At 59.0% G+C, this 18,763-nt stretch carries 15 protein-coding genes; 8 read left to right on the top strand and 7 right to left on the bottom strand.

The window, feature by feature from the left end; translation table 11 throughout:
• Positions 1–72 precede the first annotated feature (72 nt).
• Positions 73–1,113, bottom strand: coding sequence for a Bug family tripartite tricarboxylate transporter substrate binding protein (locus QEP12_RS01240; RefSeq protein WP_284213118.1), 1,041 nt, complete (start codon positions 1,111–1,113; stop codon positions 73–75).
• 190 nt (positions 1,114–1,303) lie between these two features.
• Positions 1,304–2,761: an argininosuccinate lyase gene (gene argH, locus QEP12_RS01235; protein ID WP_284213116.1), complete on the bottom strand. Its 1,458-nt coding sequence runs from the start codon at positions 2,759–2,761 to the stop codon at positions 1,304–1,306.
• A gap of 142 nt (positions 2,762–2,903) precedes the next feature.
• Here argH and QEP12_RS01230 point away from each other — a divergent pair, with 142 nt between their 5' ends.
• Positions 2,904–3,893 carry a sensor histidine kinase gene (locus tag QEP12_RS01230; protein WP_284213115.1) on the top strand — a complete coding sequence of 330 codons (990 nt, stop codon included), beginning with the start codon at positions 2,904–2,906 and terminating at the stop codon, positions 3,891–3,893.
• A 30-nt stretch (positions 3,894–3,923) separates the two neighbouring features.
• A complete protein-coding gene (locus QEP12_RS01225; protein WP_219162763.1) occupies positions 3,924–4,706 on the top strand; it encodes a LytR/AlgR family response regulator transcription factor in 783 nt (260 codons plus the stop codon).
• Positions 4,707–4,777: 71 nt separating this feature from the next.
• On the opposite strand, the gene QEP12_RS01220 is transcribed toward QEP12_RS01225, so the two are convergent.
• The 3 genes from QEP12_RS01220 to QEP12_RS01210 form a co-directional block, all read right to left on the bottom strand.
• Positions 4,778–5,614, bottom strand: coding sequence for a ZIP family metal transporter (locus QEP12_RS01220; protein ID WP_284213112.1), 837 nt, complete (start codon positions 5,612–5,614; stop codon positions 4,778–4,780).
• A 191-nt stretch (positions 5,615–5,805) separates the two neighbouring features.
• The gene (locus tag QEP12_RS01215) at positions 5,806–6,114 is read right to left on the bottom strand and encodes an AzlD domain-containing protein (RefSeq protein WP_284213111.1); all 309 of its coding nucleotides are present in this window, start codon (positions 6,112–6,114) and stop codon (positions 5,806–5,808) included.
• Positions 6,111–6,824 (bottom strand): AzlC family ABC transporter permease, encoded by a 714-nt coding sequence (locus QEP12_RS01210; RefSeq protein ID WP_174863017.1) that lies wholly within the window; start codon positions 6,822–6,824, stop codon positions 6,111–6,113. The genes QEP12_RS01215 and QEP12_RS01210 overlap by 4 nt, the downstream gene beginning before the upstream one ends.
• A gap of 90 nt (positions 6,825–6,914) precedes the next feature.
• Here QEP12_RS01210 and QEP12_RS01205 point away from each other — a divergent pair, with 90 nt between their 5' ends.
• A complete protein-coding gene (locus QEP12_RS01205; RefSeq protein WP_284213110.1) occupies positions 6,915–8,039 on the top strand; it encodes a type I restriction endonuclease in 1,125 nt (374 codons plus the stop codon).
• A gap of 113 nt (positions 8,040–8,152) precedes the next feature.
• Here the strand turns inward: QEP12_RS01205 and polA are convergent, their stop codons facing one another.
• Positions 8,153–10,996 carry a DNA polymerase I gene (gene polA / locus QEP12_RS01200; protein WP_284213109.1) on the bottom strand — a complete coding sequence of 948 codons (2,844 nt, stop codon included), beginning with the start codon at positions 10,994–10,996 and terminating at the stop codon, positions 8,153–8,155.
• Positions 10,997–11,131: 135 nt separating this feature from the next.
• On the opposite strand from polA, the gene QEP12_RS01195 reads away from it, so the two are divergent.
• From QEP12_RS01195 to QEP12_RS01185, 3 genes are all read left to right on the top strand, one after another.
• Entirely contained in the window at positions 11,132–11,467 is a 336-nt protein-coding gene (locus tag QEP12_RS01195) for a hypothetical protein (RefSeq protein WP_219162768.1), read from the top strand.
• Positions 11,468–11,535: 68 nt separating this feature from the next.
• Positions 11,536–12,492, top strand: coding sequence for a homoserine kinase (locus QEP12_RS01190; protein ID WP_284213108.1), 957 nt, complete (start codon positions 11,536–11,538; stop codon positions 12,490–12,492).
• A 150-nt stretch (positions 12,493–12,642) separates the two neighbouring features.
• On the top strand, positions 12,643–13,485 hold the full coding sequence (locus tag QEP12_RS01185) for a BPSS1780 family membrane protein (protein ID WP_174863015.1): 843 nt from the start codon (positions 12,643–12,645) through the stop codon (positions 13,483–13,485).
• 87 nt (positions 13,486–13,572) lie between these two features.
• On the opposite strand, the gene QEP12_RS01180 is transcribed toward QEP12_RS01185, so the two are convergent.
• Entirely contained in the window at positions 13,573–16,020 is a 2,448-nt protein-coding gene (locus QEP12_RS01180; protein ID WP_284213107.1) for a UvrD-helicase domain-containing protein, read from the bottom strand.
• Positions 16,021–16,307: 287 nt separating this feature from the next.
• On the opposite strand from QEP12_RS01180, the gene QEP12_RS01175 reads away from it, so the two are divergent.
• Together QEP12_RS01175 and QEP12_RS01170 are read left to right on the top strand one after the other, a co-directional pair.
• Positions 16,308–17,285: a GMP reductase gene (locus QEP12_RS01175; protein ID WP_219162771.1), complete on the top strand. Its 978-nt coding sequence runs from the start codon at positions 16,308–16,310 to the stop codon at positions 17,283–17,285.
• A gap of 214 nt (positions 17,286–17,499) precedes the next feature.
• Entirely contained in the window at positions 17,500–18,549 is a 1,050-nt protein-coding gene (locus tag QEP12_RS01170) for a porin (protein WP_284213106.1), read from the top strand.
• The last annotated feature ends 214 nt before the right edge of the window (positions 18,550–18,763 follow it).

Here is an 18,763-nt window from a genome sequence, read left to right as displayed (position 1 = left end):
CGGGGTAGTTAGCCTGCCTCACCAAAAAAGCCGCGGCCTAAGGCCTGCCGCTTTGCACCCAAACAAGCGCGGTTACTGGGGCTGAAAACCACTGCTCTGGATGATGCGTTGCCAAACGCCGGAGTAGGCCTGCTCACGCTGGTGCAACTGCTGGGGCGTCATCGGCTCGACAACCAAGCCGATCTCTTCCAGCTGTTTGCGAATGGCTGGCTCTTGCACGCTCTCCGCCAGCGCTTGCGCAAAGCGCTGTGTGAAGCGTGCAGGCACCCCTTTGGGGGCATAAATGCCGTAATACGGCATATCTTCCAGCCCTTGCATGCCCAGCTCGCTGAACGTAGGCACCGCGGGCAACAAAGGCTGGCGCTTGCCACCCAGCACCGCCAGCACGCGCAACTTGCCTTGCTTGTGGTAGTGCACAAAGTCTTGCACCGACCCGATGCCTGCCTCAATCTGGCGGCCCAGCAAGTCCGCAATCATGGGCGCACTGCCCTTGTAAGGTGCAGAGATCAGATCCACCTGATAGCGGCTGGCCAATTGCTTCACCAAAAACTCGGGGGTGGAAGCTGGCGCTGGAATACCTATCGCGCTGCGGCCGCCCGCATCCTTGCGCACCCACGCCAGATACTCCTCAAAGGTTTTGGCAGGGTGCAGGGCCGATACGGCAAAGGTATTCACAAATGAGGCAAAGCCCCCCATGGGCTCAAAATCTAGCCCCGGCACAAAACCAGCATGGCGCACCACCTGCGGCAAGATAGAGATGGTGTGGTCATGTGTCAGAAACAGGGTGCTGCCATCGGCTGGCGAGGTTTTGAGCAACTGGGCTGCAATTTGACCGCCCGCACCTGGCTTGTTCTCAATCATGACGGTACGCCCCAGGCGCTGGCTCAAAGGCTCTTGCAACAAACGCGCAATCACATCGGTGCCGCCACCGGGAGGAAAACCGACCAAGATGCGGATGGGTTTGTCAGCAGCCCACGACCATCGCCACCCGGCCCCACTGGCAACTGCCAGCACTGCTGCTTGTTGCGCAGTTTGGGCCAGGAATCGACGACGAGATGCGTGGGTCACAAATTTCTCCAACAATGAAAAACAGAAAAAGCCATACACGGCCATCTGCTAGCCTAGCAGGCAGACCCTCCATAATTCACGAAAAATTAATAGCAAATAGCGATGTATCACATCACTCTTTGCCAACCAAACACAGGCTTGCTCACCAGCCACAAACAACAAGGGACGCCACTGCGTCCCTTGTTGTTTGCTTATCGCTCTGCCTGGCAGACCCAGCGTGAGCTACCGCTGTGATTCAGCCCAACCGTGCACGGTGCTTGGCCAGTTGCATGCGCACTTGCGCTGGGGCGGTGCCACCCAAGGTGTTGCGCGCGTTCAGCGAGCCTTCCAGGCTCAGCACGTCAAACACGTCGGTCTGCACATTCGGGTTGAAGGACTGCAGCTCGGCCAAAGGCAACTCGCTCAAGTCCACACCCTTTTGGGTGGCCAGTTTCACGGCGTGTGCCACGGTTTCGTGGGCGTCACGGAAGGGCAGACCCTTCTTCACCAGATAGTCAGCCAGGTCAGTCGCTGTGGCATAGCCCTTGAGCGCAGCCGCACGCATATTGGCCGCATTCACGGTGATACCACCTTCCTTGGCCCCGGTCGCAGGATTGAGCTGGCCGCCGATCATTTCCGCGAAGATGCGCAGCGTGTCCTTGAGCGTATCGACGGTGTCAAACAACGGCTCCTTGTCTTCCTGGTTGTCCTTGTTGTAGGCAAGGGGCTGGCCCTTCATCAGGGTGATCAAGCCCATCAAATGACCCACCACACGGCCGGTTTTGCCACGCGCCAGCTCGGGCACATCGGGGTTTTTCTTCTGCGGCATGATGGACGAGCCGGTGGTGAAGCGGTCGGCAATCTTGATGAAGCCAAAGTTCTGGCTCATCCACACAATCAGCTCTTCCGACAGGCGCGAGATGTGCACCATGCACAGCGAAGCGGCTGCCGTGAATTCGATGGCGAAGTCGCGGTCTGACACGCCATCCAAGGAGTTCTGGCACACACCCTCCATGCCCAAGGTTTTTGCCACGCGCTCGCGGTCCAGCGGGTAGGTGGTGCCAGCCAGTGCGGCTGAACCCAGGGGCAGCACATTCACGCGCTTGCGCACGTCCAGCATGCGTTCAGCATCGCGCTTGAACATTTCCACATAGGCCAGCATGTGGTGGCCAAAACTCACGGGCTGCGCCACTTGCAAGTGGGTAAAGCCGGGCAAAATCACGTCCACATGCTTTTCTGCCACTTCGACCAGCGACAGTTGTAGCTCCTTGAGCAGACCTTCGATCAAATCGATTTCATCGCGCAACCACAGGCGCACATCGGTGGCGACTTGGTCATTGCGGCTGCGGCCGGTGTGCAATCGCTTGCCTGCATCCCCCACCAATGCCGTCAGGCGCGCTTCAATATTCAGGTGCACGTCTTCCAGATCCAGCTTCCACTCAAACGCGCCAGATTCGATTTCTTGCTTGATCTGGGTCATACCCTTTTGAATGGCCGCATAGTCATCTTGACCAATCACACCTTGGGCTGCCAGCATTTCAGCGTGGGCCAAAGAACCGGTGATGTCCGCCTTCCACATACGCTGGTCAAAGAACACGCTGGAGGTGTAGCGCTTGACCAAATCGCTCATAGGCTCAGAAAACAACGCGGACCACGCCTGCGCCTTGGTATCGAGCTGGTTGTGGGAGGGCTGGGTGGTGGTGTTATCAGACATGGGCGGGCAGAATTTCCAATTACGACAGACACCCGGAACACCCGGATGCCCTATGCACAAGCCGCAAATTTTATCGAGCCAATTGCCAACCGACGAATATTCAGAGGCGACAACCCCTCAGCCTAGTGCAGCGCTGCCGGTCTTGATCTTCGATTCCTGCCATCTGGGCGTGGTGCTGCGCGCCGTTTTGGGGGTGGAATTAACCTTGGCGATTGCAGCGCTCTACACCAGCCACAACGCATGGGATTGGCTGATGTATACCGCCTGGCTCACCAGTGGCGGGCTACCCGGCACCCTTGTTTGGTTGCTGTTGGCCTGCAGCCTCAAGCGCGTTTTGCACCGTATGGACAGCCCGCACCAGTACGCCATCGGCATTGTGCTTGGGGTTGTAGCGGGGCTTTACGCCACCACGATGCTGGCCATTTCTGGGGAGGTAGCGCGCATGCACTGGCTTGCCAATGCCATCACCGGCGGCATCTTGGCCGCAGTATTGGTGGGCTATTTGGTGCTGCGCGCAGAAGGCCGAACGCCTGCGGCCACCAAGGCGCAACTCACGGCCCTGCAAGCGCACATACGCCCGCATTTTTTATTTAACGCCCTCAACAGTGCGATTGCCCTGGTGCGCGACGAACCCTCCAAAGCCGAGCGTTTATTGGAAGATTTGAGCGATCTGTTTCGTGCCACGCTGCAAGACCCTCGCAGCACCATTCCACTGAGCGAAGAGATTGCGTTGGCACAACGCTATTTGGATATTGAGCAAACCCGCTTTGGTCCACGACTGCAAGTGCAATGGGATTTAGACCCCCACGCCCTGCACGTTCGGCTGCCTCCGCTGCTGCTGCAGCCCTTGGTAGAGAACGCCGTCAAGCATGGGGTGGAACCCTCGCAGATTGGCGCAAAAGTAACAATCTCCGCGCAACTCACTCAAAAAAAATTTCTTTTGCTACGTGTCACCAATACACTGACTTCGTCCAAACATCTCGGCGATAAGCCGTTGATACATAAAGGTCAGGGGATTGCTCTTGCTAACGTAGAGCGACGTTTGCGCCTGTTGCACGATGTCGATGCCACATTCAGTGCAGCACCCAAACACGGTGTTTTTGAGGTTCGTATTTCTCTACCGTCCAGTTAAATGCACAACCATAACCATCGGAGATAAGAGATGCATGTGCTGATTGTTGATGATGAACTGTTGGCCCGCAATCGTTTGCGCGTTCTGCTCAGTGAGTGTGAAGACCCCGCCGCCCCCTTTGTGGTGGAAGAGGCCGCCAATGTCGCGCAAGCCCAAGAATTTTTGCGGCGCACTGAACTCCCAGTGGATTTGCTGTTGCTCGACATCCAAATGCCGGGCCCGGACGGCATGGTGCTGGCACAAACACTGCGCACCATGGCACAGCCTCCAGCCTTGGTGTTTGTCACTGCGCACTCCATGTATGCCGCCAGTGCTTTTGAGGTAGAAGCGGTGGATTACCTCACCAAGCCCGTGCGCTTGGAGCGGCTGCACCAAGCCATTGCCAAAGTGCGCCGCCTGCGTACCCTGGAAGGCGCTGCCGACAACAGCGAGGCGGCGCCTGCACTGGTAATTCGTGATCGCGGCCGTGCCGAGCGCGTGCCTTTGCACCAAATCGTGTATTTAAAAGCAGAGCAAAAATATGTCACCGTGCGCACTGCTGCACGCACCTACATTTTGGACAGTTCATTGAGTGAACTGGAGCACCGTTTTCCGAACCAATTTCTTCGTATCCACCGCAATGCCTTGGTCAATCCTGCCCAGATGCTCAAGCTGGACAAGCATTACAACGATGAAGAAGGGGAATGCTGGGCCATGCGCCTGCACAGCGTGCCTGAAATCTTGCAGGTCTCGCGCCGCCAGCTGTCCACGGTGCGTGCTGCCATCCAAAACGCGGGGCGCCGCACCGATGCGCCACAAACAGAGCCGGCCTGAACCGCAGTCAACCCAACCAAACCGGCATAAAAAATGGCACCCTAAGGTGCCATTTTTTATGGTGCCAGCCTTTAGTGCCCGTGGCCGCCATGCGCCAAACCACTGACCAGCGTGACCAAGACAATGCCCGTGACCAGCCACGCCACTTGCACCAGGCTTTCTTTGGCAGACAGGCGTTTTTGCAGCTGGGGAATCAAATCTGACAGCGCCACATACACAAAGCTGCTCGATGCCACCACCAAAAAATACGGCAGCGACTCTTCCAGATGACCGACCAAGAAATAGCCACAAATACCGCCCAGTGCGGTCACAGCCCCAGCCAGTGACACCTTGAGCAAGGCCAAATTACGGTGCTTGCTATTGCGCAACACCACCAGGTCGCCAATGTGGTGCGGCACCTCGTGGGCCAACACCGATACTGCGGCAATCAGCCCCAAGCGAATATCGGCCACAAAAGCAGAGGCAATCAAAATACCATCGCCAAAACAGTGCACGCTGTCACCGGTAAGCAGCGACCAGCCACTGCTTTTCGTGCCGTGCTGGTGACCGTGTGCATGTGCGTGGTCATGGGAATGTGCGTGCGCCTCATCATGGTCGTGGTAGACATGCCCATGGTTGTGTTCATGTCCGTGGTGCCACAACTCTGCCTTGGTCAGCAAGAAAAAGAACACCACGCCAATCAGCAGCGTCATGAACAAATCGTGCGCGCTGGCTTCGCTGTTGAAGGCCTCCGGCAGCAAGTGCATGAACGCCGTGGCCAGCAAAGCGCCGGCAGCCAAACTCAACAAACCCTGTTGCGCGCGGTCACTCTGGTTTTTGCCAAAGCCCACCTTCAAAAGCAAGTTAGCCACCCACACGCTTCCAATCCCGGAAGCCAGGGTGGCCAAAATAATAGCGACCAATGTCATAGATGTTTTCTCTCGGGACTGTGTCCCCAACTGCGCAGCATTTTCTCTAATCCCCGCAAGCAGTGCAGCGATGCCTGCGGCTGACTGAGTGGCTCACGTGGGTGCTCAGCACGTTGGTGAACCACTTCACAGAACAGCGTACACAAGCTGTCAAGAGGCCAAGCCTGCAAATTGCCCGCAACCCAGCGGCTTCAATACCCCAGCCACCGCAGCAGCGCTGCACTGGCCGCCCCCAGCACCACCACCAGCAAAAATGGCGCGCGCAACCATAAAGCCACAGCCGCCACCAGCAGGGCGGCCAATCGTGCATCCAGCGCCAAGCTGTCACCCTGGGCAAAGGTATTTATGACCGTCAATGCCGCCAACAACGCCACGGTCATGTACGCGGCGATGTGCGTCATGCGGGGGTTTTGCAAAAACCGTGCGGGGATGGCGTAACCCAACCATTTGGTCGCAAACGCGATGCCACAGGCCAACACAATCCAGTGCCACAAACTCATGCTGCCACCACCTCTTTCACCGCATCCTGGGCCAGCCGTGCACTGCGCCACCACCCCCAGGCTGCACCCACCACGGCAGCGACCAAAATCGGCAAGCCCGGCGGCAACAGCGGCACCGCCAAAGCCGTGACCACGCCGCACAGCACGGCCAGCGCCACCGGCTCACGCTGCTGCAGACGCGGCCACAGCAGCCCCAGAAAAGCTGCCACGGCCGCACCATCGAGCCCCCACTGGCGAGGGTCTCCCAACGCATCGCCCAGCATCGCCCCCAGCAAGGTAAACGCATTCCACAGCACAAACACACCGATGCCTGCTGTCCAGAAACCGCGCTGCTGCTCCGCAGGGTCACGCTGCCCCGAGGCTGTGGCCGCAGATTCATCGATCGTCACCTGCGCGGCCAGCCATTTGCGCCAGCCCGAGGGCTGCAGCATGCGATTCATCTGCATGCCGTACACCGCGTTGCGCACGCCCAGCAAGCTGGCCGCGCCCAAGGCAGCTGAGCCTGCCCCGCCCCCGGCAATCACACCAATGAAGGCAAATTGCGAACCACCCGTAAACATCAGCGCACTCAAAACCATGGCCTGCCATACGTTCAAGCCCGCAGCCACCGCCAGGGCACCAAAGGAAATGCCGTACAGCCCGGTGGCCACGGAAATCGACAGCCCCATGCGCACCGCAGGGGTAAACCTACTTTTTTGATTTAGAAACATTTCAACCCATCAAACAAACACTGGGGTTTTCACTGCACTCACAAAGCGTGTGTATTCCATACCTTCGTTCGACAAAGGAGTGAGAAAACCATGGAAATTGTTGAAAAACTCAATGCCCTCAGCACCAAGCTGCAAAGCATTCAAGCCACGATTCAAACCGAAGAAGCCACCAAAAATGCGTTGGTCATGCCCTTCATCCAATCCGTACTTGGATACGACGTTTTTGACCCGCACGAAGTTGTCCCCGAGTTCACGTGCGATGTCGGCACCAAAAAAGGGGAAAAAATTGACTATGCCATTTTGAAGAACGACGAAGTGCAAATTCTCATCGAGTGCAAAAAGCTCGGTGAAACTTTGAACGTCAACCATGCTTCGCAGTTATTCCGCTACTTTCACGTCACGACTGCTCGCATCTCCATACTGACGAATGGTCGGCACTATAAATTTTTCACCGATTTGGATGCCGTCAACAAAATAGATGAAAAGCCATTTTTAGAACTGGATCTGCTGGATCTTGATGAGCATGTGATTCCAGAACTCGCCAAGCTGACCAAGACAGCCTTTGACTTGGAATCCATCATCAACTCGGCCGAAGAGCTGAAGTACATCAGCCAAATCAAGAAGCAACTGGCCAATGAATTCACCCTCCCCTCGGAAGCCCTCGTCAAACTGATTTGTGCCCGCGTGTATGACGGTATCGTGACGCAAAAAGTACGGGATCAATTCACGGCGTTGACCCGAAAAGCCATGGTGCAGTTTTTGAATGACCAGATCAATGACCGCCTCAAGAATGCACTGCACGGCACATCACCCGCTTTACTAGCGCCTGCGGCTGGGCATATGCCAGCGCAAGCCCCCACCTTGGCGCCCAGCGAAGCCAGCGGCGATGCTGGCGACGACCACGCTGTGAAAACCACGGTGGAGGAGCTGGAGGGTTTTCACATCGTGCGGGCCATTGTGCGCAAGGTGATTGACGTCAAGCGCGTGCACTACAGAGACACACAAAGCTATTTCGGCATCTTGGTGGATGACAACAACCGTCGCCCGATCTGCCGTTTGCACTTCAACCGCAGCCAAAAATACATTGGGTTGATGGACGAACACCGCGTGGAAAAACGCCACCCCATCAACGGGCTGGACGATATCTATGCGTTCACCACAGCGCTGCGCAATGCCGCCAAGCAGTACACGGAAGAAAGCATCGAAACACCGTAAAGAAATTTTTATAGCTTCTTGCGCTTACCAAGCAAAGGTTTCAGATAGAAATCCATCTGAAACCTTTTGATATCAAGCGCTAGCAGCTCTTGTTTTGATGAGCGCATCGATCATCAATGCGCCTTCTCCCAGTTCTGACCCACCCCCACTTCGGCCAGCAGCGGCACCGATAGCTGCGCCACATCTGCCATCACTGCGGGAATGTGTGCACGCAGCCAGTCGGCTTCGCTGGCGGGCAGCTCAAACACCAGTTCGTCGTGCACCTGCATGATGACCATGATGCCGGGCTTCTCCGCATCCAGCTTGGCTTGTACGGCCACCATGGCCTTCTTGATCAAATCGGCGGCCGTGCCCTGCATGGGCGCATTGATGGCGGCGCGCTCGGCAGCTTTCTTGCGGGGGCCGCTGCCACCGTTGATCTCGGGCAGGTACAAACGTCGGCCAAACACGGTTTCCACATAGCCTTGCGCATGGGCCAGCGCCACGGTGTCGTCCATATAGCGCTTCACGCCGGGGTAACGCTGGAAGTATTTGTCGATGTACGCCGCAGCCGCCTTGGTTTCAATGCCTAAGTTTTTGGCCAGGCCAAAGCTGCTCATGCCGTAAATCAGGCCAAAGTTGATCACCTTGGCGTAGCGGCGCTGCTCGCTGGTGACTTCATCCACAGCCACGCCAAACACTTCGGCGGCGGTGGCTTTGTGCACGTCCAGACCGTGCTTGAAGGCGTTGAGCAGCGCCTCATCACCACTCAGGTGCGCCATGATGCGCAGCTCGATTTGCGAGTAGTCGGCGCTGGCAATCAGCTTGCCTTCTGGGGCCACAAAGGCTTCGCGCACGCGGCGCCCTTCGGGGGTGCGCACGGGAATGTTTTGCAGGTTCGGATCGTTGCTGGACAGGCGCCCGGTCACGGCCACGGCCTGCGCATAGTGCGTGTGCACACGGCCGGTGCGTGGCAGCGCCATCTGCGCCAGCTTGTCGGTGTACGTGCCTTTGAGCTTGGACAGGCTGCGGTGCTCCAGCAACTTGGCGGGCAAGGGGTAGTCTTCGGCCAGTTTTTCCAGCACCTCTTCGTCCGTGCTGCGCGCGCCGGTGGCGGTTTTCTTCACCACGGGCATGCCCAGCTTGTCAAAGAAGATTTCGCCCAGCTGTTTCGGAGACGCCAGGTTGAAGGGCTGGCCCGCAATCTCATAGGCCTCGTTTTCGAGCTGCAGAATGCGCACGCCCAAGTCATTGCTCTGGCGCGCCAGCTCACCCGCGTCAATGCGCACACCGTTGCGCTCAATGCGGAACAGCGCCTCGCTGGTCTGCATCTCCAATTCATAGATGTGCAGCAAGCCGGCATTGGCCTGTATTTGCGGCCACAGCACGCCATGTACGTCCAGGGTTTGATCGGAATCTTCGCAACTGTAGGCCGCCGCTTGGTCTACAGGCACCTGCGCAAACGGAATCTGGCCCTTGCCTTTGCCGCACAGTTCTTCATAGGTGATGCCGGTGCGGTTCACGTGGCGCAGCGCCAGGCTGGTCAGGTTGTGCGGGCGGTGCACTTCCAGCACATAGGACTGCAGCATGGTGTCGTGCGCATAGCCGCGCACGGTGATGCCGTGGTTGGCAAACACGTGCTGGTCGTACTTCACGTGCTGACCCAGCTTTTTCTTGCTGGCGTCTTCCAGCCAGGGCTTGAGCTGTGCCAACACCCAATCCATAGGTAGTTGTTGCGACACCTCCATGCCTTCGTGACGCAACGGAATGTAGGCCGCTTCGCCCACCTGCACGCTCAAGCTGATGCCGACGATCTGCGCCACCATTTCATCGAGCGAATCGGTTTCGGTATCAATCGCCGTCAAGTCGGCAGCGTTGATTTTGGCCAACCAGCTGTGGAACTGCTCTTCCGTGAGGATGGTGGTGTAGACCACATCGCGCTGCTGGGCAACCACGGCCACTTCGGTGGCGGCTGCGTCGTCCATGTCAAACATATCGCCCTGGGGCGAGGCAGGAGCAGGCTTGGCCGCTTTCTCTGCTTTGGATGGGGCGGCGGGTTCATCGACAGCGGCGCTGGCTGCACTAGCGGCACCGGCAATCGCCCGTGCCAGGCCTTTGAAGCCGTACTGCTCATAAAACGGCAGCAGTTGGGCATTGTCCGGCGCATCCAGCGTGATGTCATCCAACGCGGGCAGACCCGGAATGTAGTCGGTCAACTCGCAGTCGGTTTTCATGGTCACCAGCTGGCGGCTCAGCGCCAGCTGGCCGTTGGCAATCGCTTCGCGCAGGTTGTTGCCCGCCACGCCCTTGATGGCATCAGCGTTGGCAATCAGGTTGTCCAGGGAGCCGTATTCCTCCAGCCATTTGGCAGCCGTCTTGGGCCCCACCTTGGTCACGCCGGGCACGTTGTCCACGGTGTCGCCCACCAAGGCCTGGTAATCAATCATCTTCTCCGGGGGCACACCAAACTCGGCCGTCACCCCTGCCACATCGCGGCGCTTGCCGTTCATGGTGTCGATGATGGTGATGCGCTCGTTGACCAACTGGCTCAAGTCCTTGTCGCCGCTGGAGACAATCACCTCCATGCCTTGGACCGCGGCCATGTGGGCCAGCGTGGCAATCACGTCGTCGGCTTCCACGCCGGGCACCGCCAGCACTTTCCAGCCCAGCAGGTCCACCACCTGGTGGATGGGCTCGATCTGGGTGCGCAAGTCATCGGGCATGGGCGAGCGCGTGGCCTTGTACTGGTCGTACATGGCATCACGGAAGGTGGGGCCAGACGTATCGAACACGCACACCGCGTAGTCCGCCACCACGTCTTTGCGCAGCGCCTGCATCATGTTGATCATGCCGCGAATGGCACCCGTGGCCGGGCTGCTCGGGTCGCCGGGCACGGCACGCAGGTCGGGCATGGCATGGTAGGCGCGGTACAGATAGCTGGAGCCGTCTACCAGCACCAAGGTCTTGGATTTGCTCATAGCGGCCGATTGTGCCTGCCGCGCGGCACCGCTGGAATGGGAATGGTTTTGCCGTTGCACACTTTGACCACCTGCGCCCAGGCCCAACACCGATCCCACATAGCCTGCGCGCTGCAACAGAAATACAATGGCGACATGCGCGCAGCCACCCTCCTCCTCACCTCCCTCCTGCTCTCAGCACCTGTGCTGGCCCAGGATAAGGGCGAAAATTCGCCCCAACCCAATGCCCAGGCACCTGAGCAGCTCACCAAATCAGAGCAAAAAGGTGACAAGCGCAACCAGCGCATTGAGCGCATTCGGGTTGAAGACGGTGGCAGCCGCGTGGACGAGCTGCGCGTGGGCGGTGAAACCAAGAACATCACCGTGCAACCCAAGGTCGGTAATTTGCCCTCGTATGAGGTGCAGCCGCAAAACACCGAGGGCAGCGACGGCACCAATGGCCGCCGCGTCTGGCGCGCACTCCAGTTTTAAGCACTCCCATCCCTACGCCTGCTGTCGCGCCTGAGCCACAGCAGGTTTTTCATTTTTTTAGCCTGAGCATGGCCGTTTTTACCGAAGTCTCTGACAAAGACGCGCGCGATTTGCTGCGCCGCGTTCCCCTGGGCCAACTCACCGCACTGCGTGGCATTCAAGGTGGCATTGAAAACACCAACTACTTCCTGACGACGGATCAAGGAGAGTGGGTGTTAACTTTGTTCGAGCGCCTGAGCGCCGAGCAACTGCCGTTTTATCTGTACCTGATGAAGCACCTGGCCCACAAGGGCATCCCCGTGCCTGACCCTCAGGCCGACGAGAAAAGCGGCGACATCCTGCACAAGGTCTGCGGCAAGCCTGCCGCCATCGTGCAAAAACTGCGTGGCCAAAGCCAGCTGCAACCAGCGCCTATGCACTGCGCTGCCGTGGGAGACATGCTGGCCAAAATGCACCTGGCAGGCCAAGACTACGACCGCGAGCAACCCAATCTGCGGGGCCTGCCCTGGTGGAATGCCACGGTGCCCACCGTCTTGCCCCACCTGGAACAAGACGCTGCAGACCTGCTGCAGGCCGAGCTGGCTTTCCAGAACCACACTGCCGCCTCCAGCGCCTACCAGGCCCTGCCCCGTGGCCCTGTGCATGCAGACCTGTTCCGCGACAACGTGATGTTTGATGGTGAAGCACTCACCGGGTTCTTTGACTTTTACTTTGCGGGCTGCGACACCTTCCTGTTCGACCTGTGTGTATGCCTGAATGACTGGTGCATTGACCACGCCACGGGCGCGCACGATGCGGCCAAGGCCCAGGCCATGATTGATGCCTACCAGGCGGTGCGCCCGCTGGAAGCCGCAGAGCGCCAGCTGTTCAACGCCATGCTGCGTGCCGGGGCGCTGCGCTTTTGGATCTCGCGCCTGTGGGATTACTACCTGCCGCGCGAAGCCGCCATGCTGGTGCCCCACGACCCCACGCACTTTGAGCGCGTGCTGCGCCAGCGCGTGGCCTACCCCGTTGTCCTGGCCTAAAGCACGGCACGCACGCCCTGCGCGGGCGCTGCAGCTGTACAGCCTGGGCAGCAGCAGCCCTACACCCTGCTCCACCCCAGGGCAGTGGGGTACAGTTCACCGCGTGGCAAGTGCTGCCGTTTGCAGCCTTAGGCTTGCCTCTTTACAGACATGAAACTTCATATCGTTCCTGCCAGTACCGGCCTGCAATGGGTCAAACTCGGCATGCAAACCTTCTGGCGCCAGCCCATGGCGCTGACTGCGCTGCTGTTCATCAGCATGGCGGCCGTGTCCCTGATCGGCATGTTCCCCATCCTCGGCCCTTACGCCGCACTCATTCTCATGCCCTCGGTGTTCTTGGTCATGATGCTGGGCGCTGCCGAAGTCTCGCAAGACCGCGCACCCCGCCCCAATCTGGTGCTTGCGCCTTTTCGCGGGGGCAAAACCCACATCCAGTCTCTGCTGATTTTGGGCGTGTTCTACAGCGTGGGCATTGTGCTGATTACGCTGCTGACCTCGCTGTTTGACGACGGCACGCTGGCCAAAATGTCGCTGGGCAACGAACCCATGACGCCCGAGCTGGCCGAAGAGCTGGTGCAGCAACCTGGCTTTCAAATCGCGCTCTGGGGTGGCTTTGCGCTGTACAACCTGCTGGCCATGCTGATGTGGCATGCCCCTGCACTGGTGCACTGGCACGGCGTCTCCCCGGTCAAAGCCATCTTCTTCAGCGTGATTGCCTGTGTGCGCAATTTCCGCGCCTTCCTGATGTATGCGCTGGGCTGGTTTGGTCTGGCAGTTGGCGCGGGCTTGGCCCTGTCGCTGGTGACCTTGCTGCTGTCGGCACTGCTGGGCTCTGCCGTCAATCTGGCGGCCAGCATTTTGACCATCATGCTGGGCATGGCCCTGGTCACCATGTTTTTAACTTCTGCAGTGTTCACCTTCCGCGACTGCTTCTCGCCCCCCGACCATGAGCGCACGCTGCACGTGGACGATGTGACGTACGACTACAAATAAGCCGCATCCGCCGCCAATCACCATCAAAAAAGGACGCTCACCAGCGTCCTTTTTTGTGCCTGCAGGCAGGCGCGGGCGCCCGCCCGTTCAATCCACCACCGTCAGCTTGGCAATCGCCAGCGCCAGCCACTTGGTGCCGTGGCGCGGAAAGCTGATTTGCGCACGGGCATCGTCGCCCGTGCCTTCCACCGCCAGCACTTTGCCTTCGCCAAACTTGGTGTGGAACACGGACTTGCCTTTGACAATCCCGTGGCCAGGCACGGCTTTTTGCACGGGCACGACCGGGTTGGCAAAGATTTCCGGGCCTTTCGGCGTATATGCGCCAAATTGGCCTCTAGCGCCCGTCCCATAAGCGCCAGCAGCTGCACTTTTAGGTGCAAAACTCCCAAATCCACCCTTGGCACTGAGCCACTTGAGTGCGCCTTCGGGCAGCTCATCCAGAAAACGGCTGGGCAAGTTGAACGTGGTGCGGCCATGCAGCATGCGGCTTTGCGAATGGCTCAAGTACAGGCGCTTGCGCGCGCGGGTGATGGCCACGTACATCAGGCGGCGCTCTTCTTCCAGACCACCCTTGTCGCTCATGGCGTTTTCGTGGGGAAACAAGCCCTCTTCCAGCCCGCCGATGAACACCACGTCAAACTCCAGCCCCTTGCTGGCGTGCACCGTCATCAGCTGTACGGCGTCTTGCCCGGCCTGGGCCTGGTTGTCGCCCGCCTCCAGCGCCGCATGCACCAAGAAGGCTTGCAGGGGCGAGAGGGTTTCACCGGTTTCGGCATCGGTGCCCGCTGCGGCCCCCACGCCGCCCAAAGGCAAGTCCAGCATGGGCAAGCTGCTATCAATACCTTGGCTGGCGGGGCTTTGCGTCAGTGCTTTGCCCGTTTCATCCACCGGCAGCGCCACGGCATCCTTGCCAAAGCCTTCCTGGGTGACAAAGCTTTCGGCCGCGTTGATCAACTCCTTCAAGTTTTCAATGCGGTCAGCGCCTTCTTTTTCGGTGCTGTAAAAATCAATCAGACCACTGACTTCCAGCATGCGCTCGATGGTCTGGCGCAGGGTTTTGCCTTCGGTTTCCTCGCGCAGCACATCGATCTTGGCCACAAAGCCTTGCAGCTTGGTGCCCGCAGCGCCGCCCACGGCGGTGACGGCGTCGCTCAAGGAGCAGCCCGCCGCACGCGCGGTTTCTTGCAAGGTTTCAATGCTGCGCGCGCCAATGCCGCGTGCAGGAAAGTTCACCACCCGCAAAAAGCTGGTTTCGTCGTGCGGGTTCTCAATCAGGCGCAGATAGGCCAGCGCGTGCTTGACCTCAGCACGTTCAAAAAAGCGCATGCCGCCATACACGCGGTACGGAATGCCGGCGTTGAACAGCTTGCTTTCAATCACCCGGCTTTGGGCGTTGCTGCGGTAGAGGATGGCGATTTCCTGGCGGCTGTAACCGTCATTGCGCACCAGATCTTTGATCTCACCGACGATCCAGCTGGCCTCATCCAGGTCGGTGGGCGACTCCATCACGCGCACCGGCTCACCGGCGCCTTGGTCGGTGCGCAGGTTCTTGCCCAGGCGCTGGCTGTTGTGCTCAATCAGCGCGTTGGCGCTGTCCAAAATATTGCCGTAGCTGCGGTAGTTTTGCTCCAGCTTGATCTGGTGCTGCACGCCAAACTCGCGCACAAAATCACTCATATTGCCCACGCGCGCGCCACGGAAGGCGTAGATGCTCTGGTCATCGTCCCCCACGGCCAGCACGCTGGAGCTGCCTTGCAGCTGACCATTGACCATCTCACCGGCCAGCTGTTTGAGCCAGGCGTACTGCAGCTTGTTGGTGTCCTGAAACTCGTCCACCAGGATGTAGCGAAAGCGCCGCTGGTAATGCTGGCGCAGGTGTACATCGTCCCGCAGCAACTCAAAGCTGCGCAGCATCAGCTCGCCAAAGTCCACCACGCCTTCACGCTGGCATTGCGCTTCGTAGAGCTGGTACAGCTCCACTTTCTTTTTGGTGTCCGGATCGGCCGCCACCACGTCTTTGGGGCGCAAGCCCTCTTCCTTGCAGCCGGCAATGAACCAGCCCAGCTGCTTGGGCGGAAAGCGCTCATCGTCCACGTTGTACTGCTTGCACAGGCGTTTGATGGCCGAGAGCTGGTCCTGCGTGTCCAGAATCTGAAACGTGGCGGGCAGCCCCGCCGCCTGGTGGTGGGCCCGCAGCAAGCGGTTGCACAGGCCGTGGAAAGTGCCAATCCACATGCCGCGCACGTTGTAGGGCAGCATGGCCGACAGGCGCGTATTCATCTCCTTGGCGGCCTTGTTCGTGAACGTCACGGCCATGATGCCGCCGGGCGAGACCTGCCCGGTCTGTAGCAGCCACGCGATCCGCGTGGTCAGCACCCGCGTCTTGCCCGAACCTGCGCCCGCCAGCACCAGTGCATGGCCTTGCGGCAGGGTCACGGCGGCACGCTGTTCGTCGTTCAAGCCTTGCAGCAAGGGCGAATTCTGGGAAGGGGGCGTGCCGTCATGGGCACCGTCAAGCAGGTCGATGGGGAACATAGCCCTCCATTGTAGAAAGTGCCGCCGCCCCTTGGGCGCAGCCGTGCATGCAGCCCGCTCCCACAGCGGTATACACCTAGGCGTATAGCGTTCATTCGCCCCAGCCTGTACTGCAGGCATGCCCCGACGTATAGAATCAATCACCGGGCCCAAGTTTTTGTGGTCCGGTTTTTTTTGGCCCAAATTTTTGTCGAGGCCAGCCAAACCGGGCACCAAGCCAAGCGCCTTTCTTTTGAAATGCAGGTGGGTGAGACTCCCACCATGACCTTTTTCTGGAGCTTGGAACCATGGAAATCTTCGACTACGACAACGTCCTGCTGCTGCCCCGCAAGTGCCGCGTGGAAAGCCGCTCGGAGTGCAACGCCAGCGTAGAGCTGGGTGGCCGCACTTTCCGACTGCCTGTCGTGCCTGCCAACATGAAGACCGTGTTGGACGAGAAGATCTGCAAGTATTTGGCGCAGCACGGTTACTTCTACGTGATGCACCGTTTTGACATCGACAACGTCCAGTTCACCAAGGACATGCAGTCGCAAGGCCTGTACGCCTCGATCTCGCTGGGCGTCAAACCTGCCGACTACGCCACCGTCGACAAGTTTGTGGAGCAGGAAATCTGCCCCGAGTACATCACCATCGACATCGCCCATGGCCATGCCGACAGCGTGAAGAACATGATCCAGTACCTGAAGGCCAAGATCCCTGACGCCTTCGTGATTGCCGGCAACGTGGCCACACCCGAAGCCGTGATTGACCTGGAAGCCTGGGGCGCCGACGCGACCAAGGTGGGCGTAGGCCCTGGCAAGGTGTGCATCACCAAGCTCAAGACCGGCTTTGGCACGGGCGGCTGGCAGCTGTCGGCCCTGAAGTGGTGCGCGCGCGTGGCCACCAAGCCCATCATTGCCGACGGCGGTATCCGCAGCCACGGTGACATTGCCAAGAGCATTCGCTTTGGCGCCACCATGGTGATGATTGGCTCGCTGTTTGCAGGGCACGAAGAGTCGCCCGGCAAGACCGTGGAAGTGGATGGCGAGTTGTACAAGGAATACTACGGCTCGGCGTCGGACCACAACAAGGGCGAGTACAAGCACGTGGAAGGCAAGCGCATTCTGGAGCCCATCAAGGGCCCGCTGAAGAACACGCTGATCGAGATGGAGCAAGACGTGCAGTCCTCCATCAGCTATGCCGGTGGCACCAAGCTGATGGACATCCGCAAGGTCAACTACGTCATCTTGGGTGGCGACAACGCTGGTGAACACCTGCTGATGTAAATCCGCAGTCTCCCCCTTAAAAAAAGCTGCCTCGTGCAGCTTTTTTTACGCCTGCACTGAGCGCGCAGTAGTCCCCGCTGCTGCTGCCTGAGGACTATGTAAACCTACGTAAAGAAATTGCAAACACCCGCAACAGTTTGTAGCCACAGCGAACTTTTACAGCGAAGCAAGCACCAACACTACGCAAGTTCATTTGTTTGATTGGAGTTCCTACATGAAGAAAAAAATCATCGCTTCTCTGCCTTTGTTGGCCATGGCAACCACCGGTGCTGCATTTGCGCAGTCGTCCGTGCAGTTGTACGGCAACATCGACCAGGCAGTGACTGTGGTCGATGGGCAAAACACATGGTCCGGCCTGAACTCCGGGGGCAACAAAGACAGCTACTTTGGCCTGCGCGGCACCGAAGATCTGGGCAACGGCCTGAAAGCGCAGTTTGTGCTGGAGTCGGGCATCAATGCAGACACCGGCAATGGGGACAGCGGCAGCGGTCTGGACTTCAAGCGCCGCGCCACCGTGGGCCTGCTGGGCAATTTCGGTGAAGTACACCTGGGCCGCGACGAAACCGCCGCCTACAAGGCGATGCAACGCTATGACGTGTTCAACCACGCCGGCATCGGCGGCACGCAATCCTGGGGGCTGGGCAACAACGATGACAAGCGCAAAGACAACCTGATTGGCTACGTCTCGCCCAACTTTGGCGGCCTGACCTTCGCGGCCAACTATGCGTTCGGTGAGCAGTCCAACAGCACCTGGAAGACCAAGGCTTACTACGACGCCGCCGTGTCTTACGCACAAGGCCCATGGTCTGCCACTTTTGCGGCGGAACAGCAAAACAACAGCCTGCTGGGTGGCCTGGACACGCGCCAACGCTCTTACGCACTGGGCGCAGGCTATGACTTTGGCGTTGTCAAAATGGTGGGCGCTTACCGCCAGACCAACAACCAGCCCCAAGGCATGGCGGACTACAAGGACAAGACCTACACATTGGGTGCAGCGGCCCCCGTGGGCGCTGCAGGTGTGGTGAAGGCCTCATACAACCGCTACGAGCGCCACAACATGGCCAGCCTGGATGCGCAAAAGGCCGACCAGTTCTCACTGGGCTATGAGCACAACCTGTCCAAGCGCACCGCGCTGTACGGCACGTACTCCTACCTGAAGAACAAGGACGGCGGCACCATGAGCCTGGTGGCTGACTCGGGCGCCACCCTGAGCGACAGCGGCAAACAGCATGCCGTGCAAGTGGGTCTGCGCCACTCCTTCTAAGGTGTGAACTTCCTGGTGGGGAAAGGAGTCCTTCGGGGCTCCTTTTTCGCTACCTGAATTGATAGCTTCCAGCGCTTGAAACATAAGGGCTGGAAGCTATTTTCTTGTGTAATTCCGGACATGGCCGCACGCGCCTGCCTGCGCCATTCGCCATCTGCACACGGCTTTGACTGGTGCGTTCAGGGCAGATAGAGAGAAAGCGGCACAATCGGTG

Origin of the sequence: Comamonas jiangduensis, from assembly GCF_030162955.1 — a bacterium.
GTDB classification, from domain to species: Bacteria; Pseudomonadota; Gammaproteobacteria; order Burkholderiales; family Burkholderiaceae_C; genus Comamonas; species Comamonas jiangduensis.
This window is presented reverse-complemented; position numbering and strand designations above follow the sequence as displayed.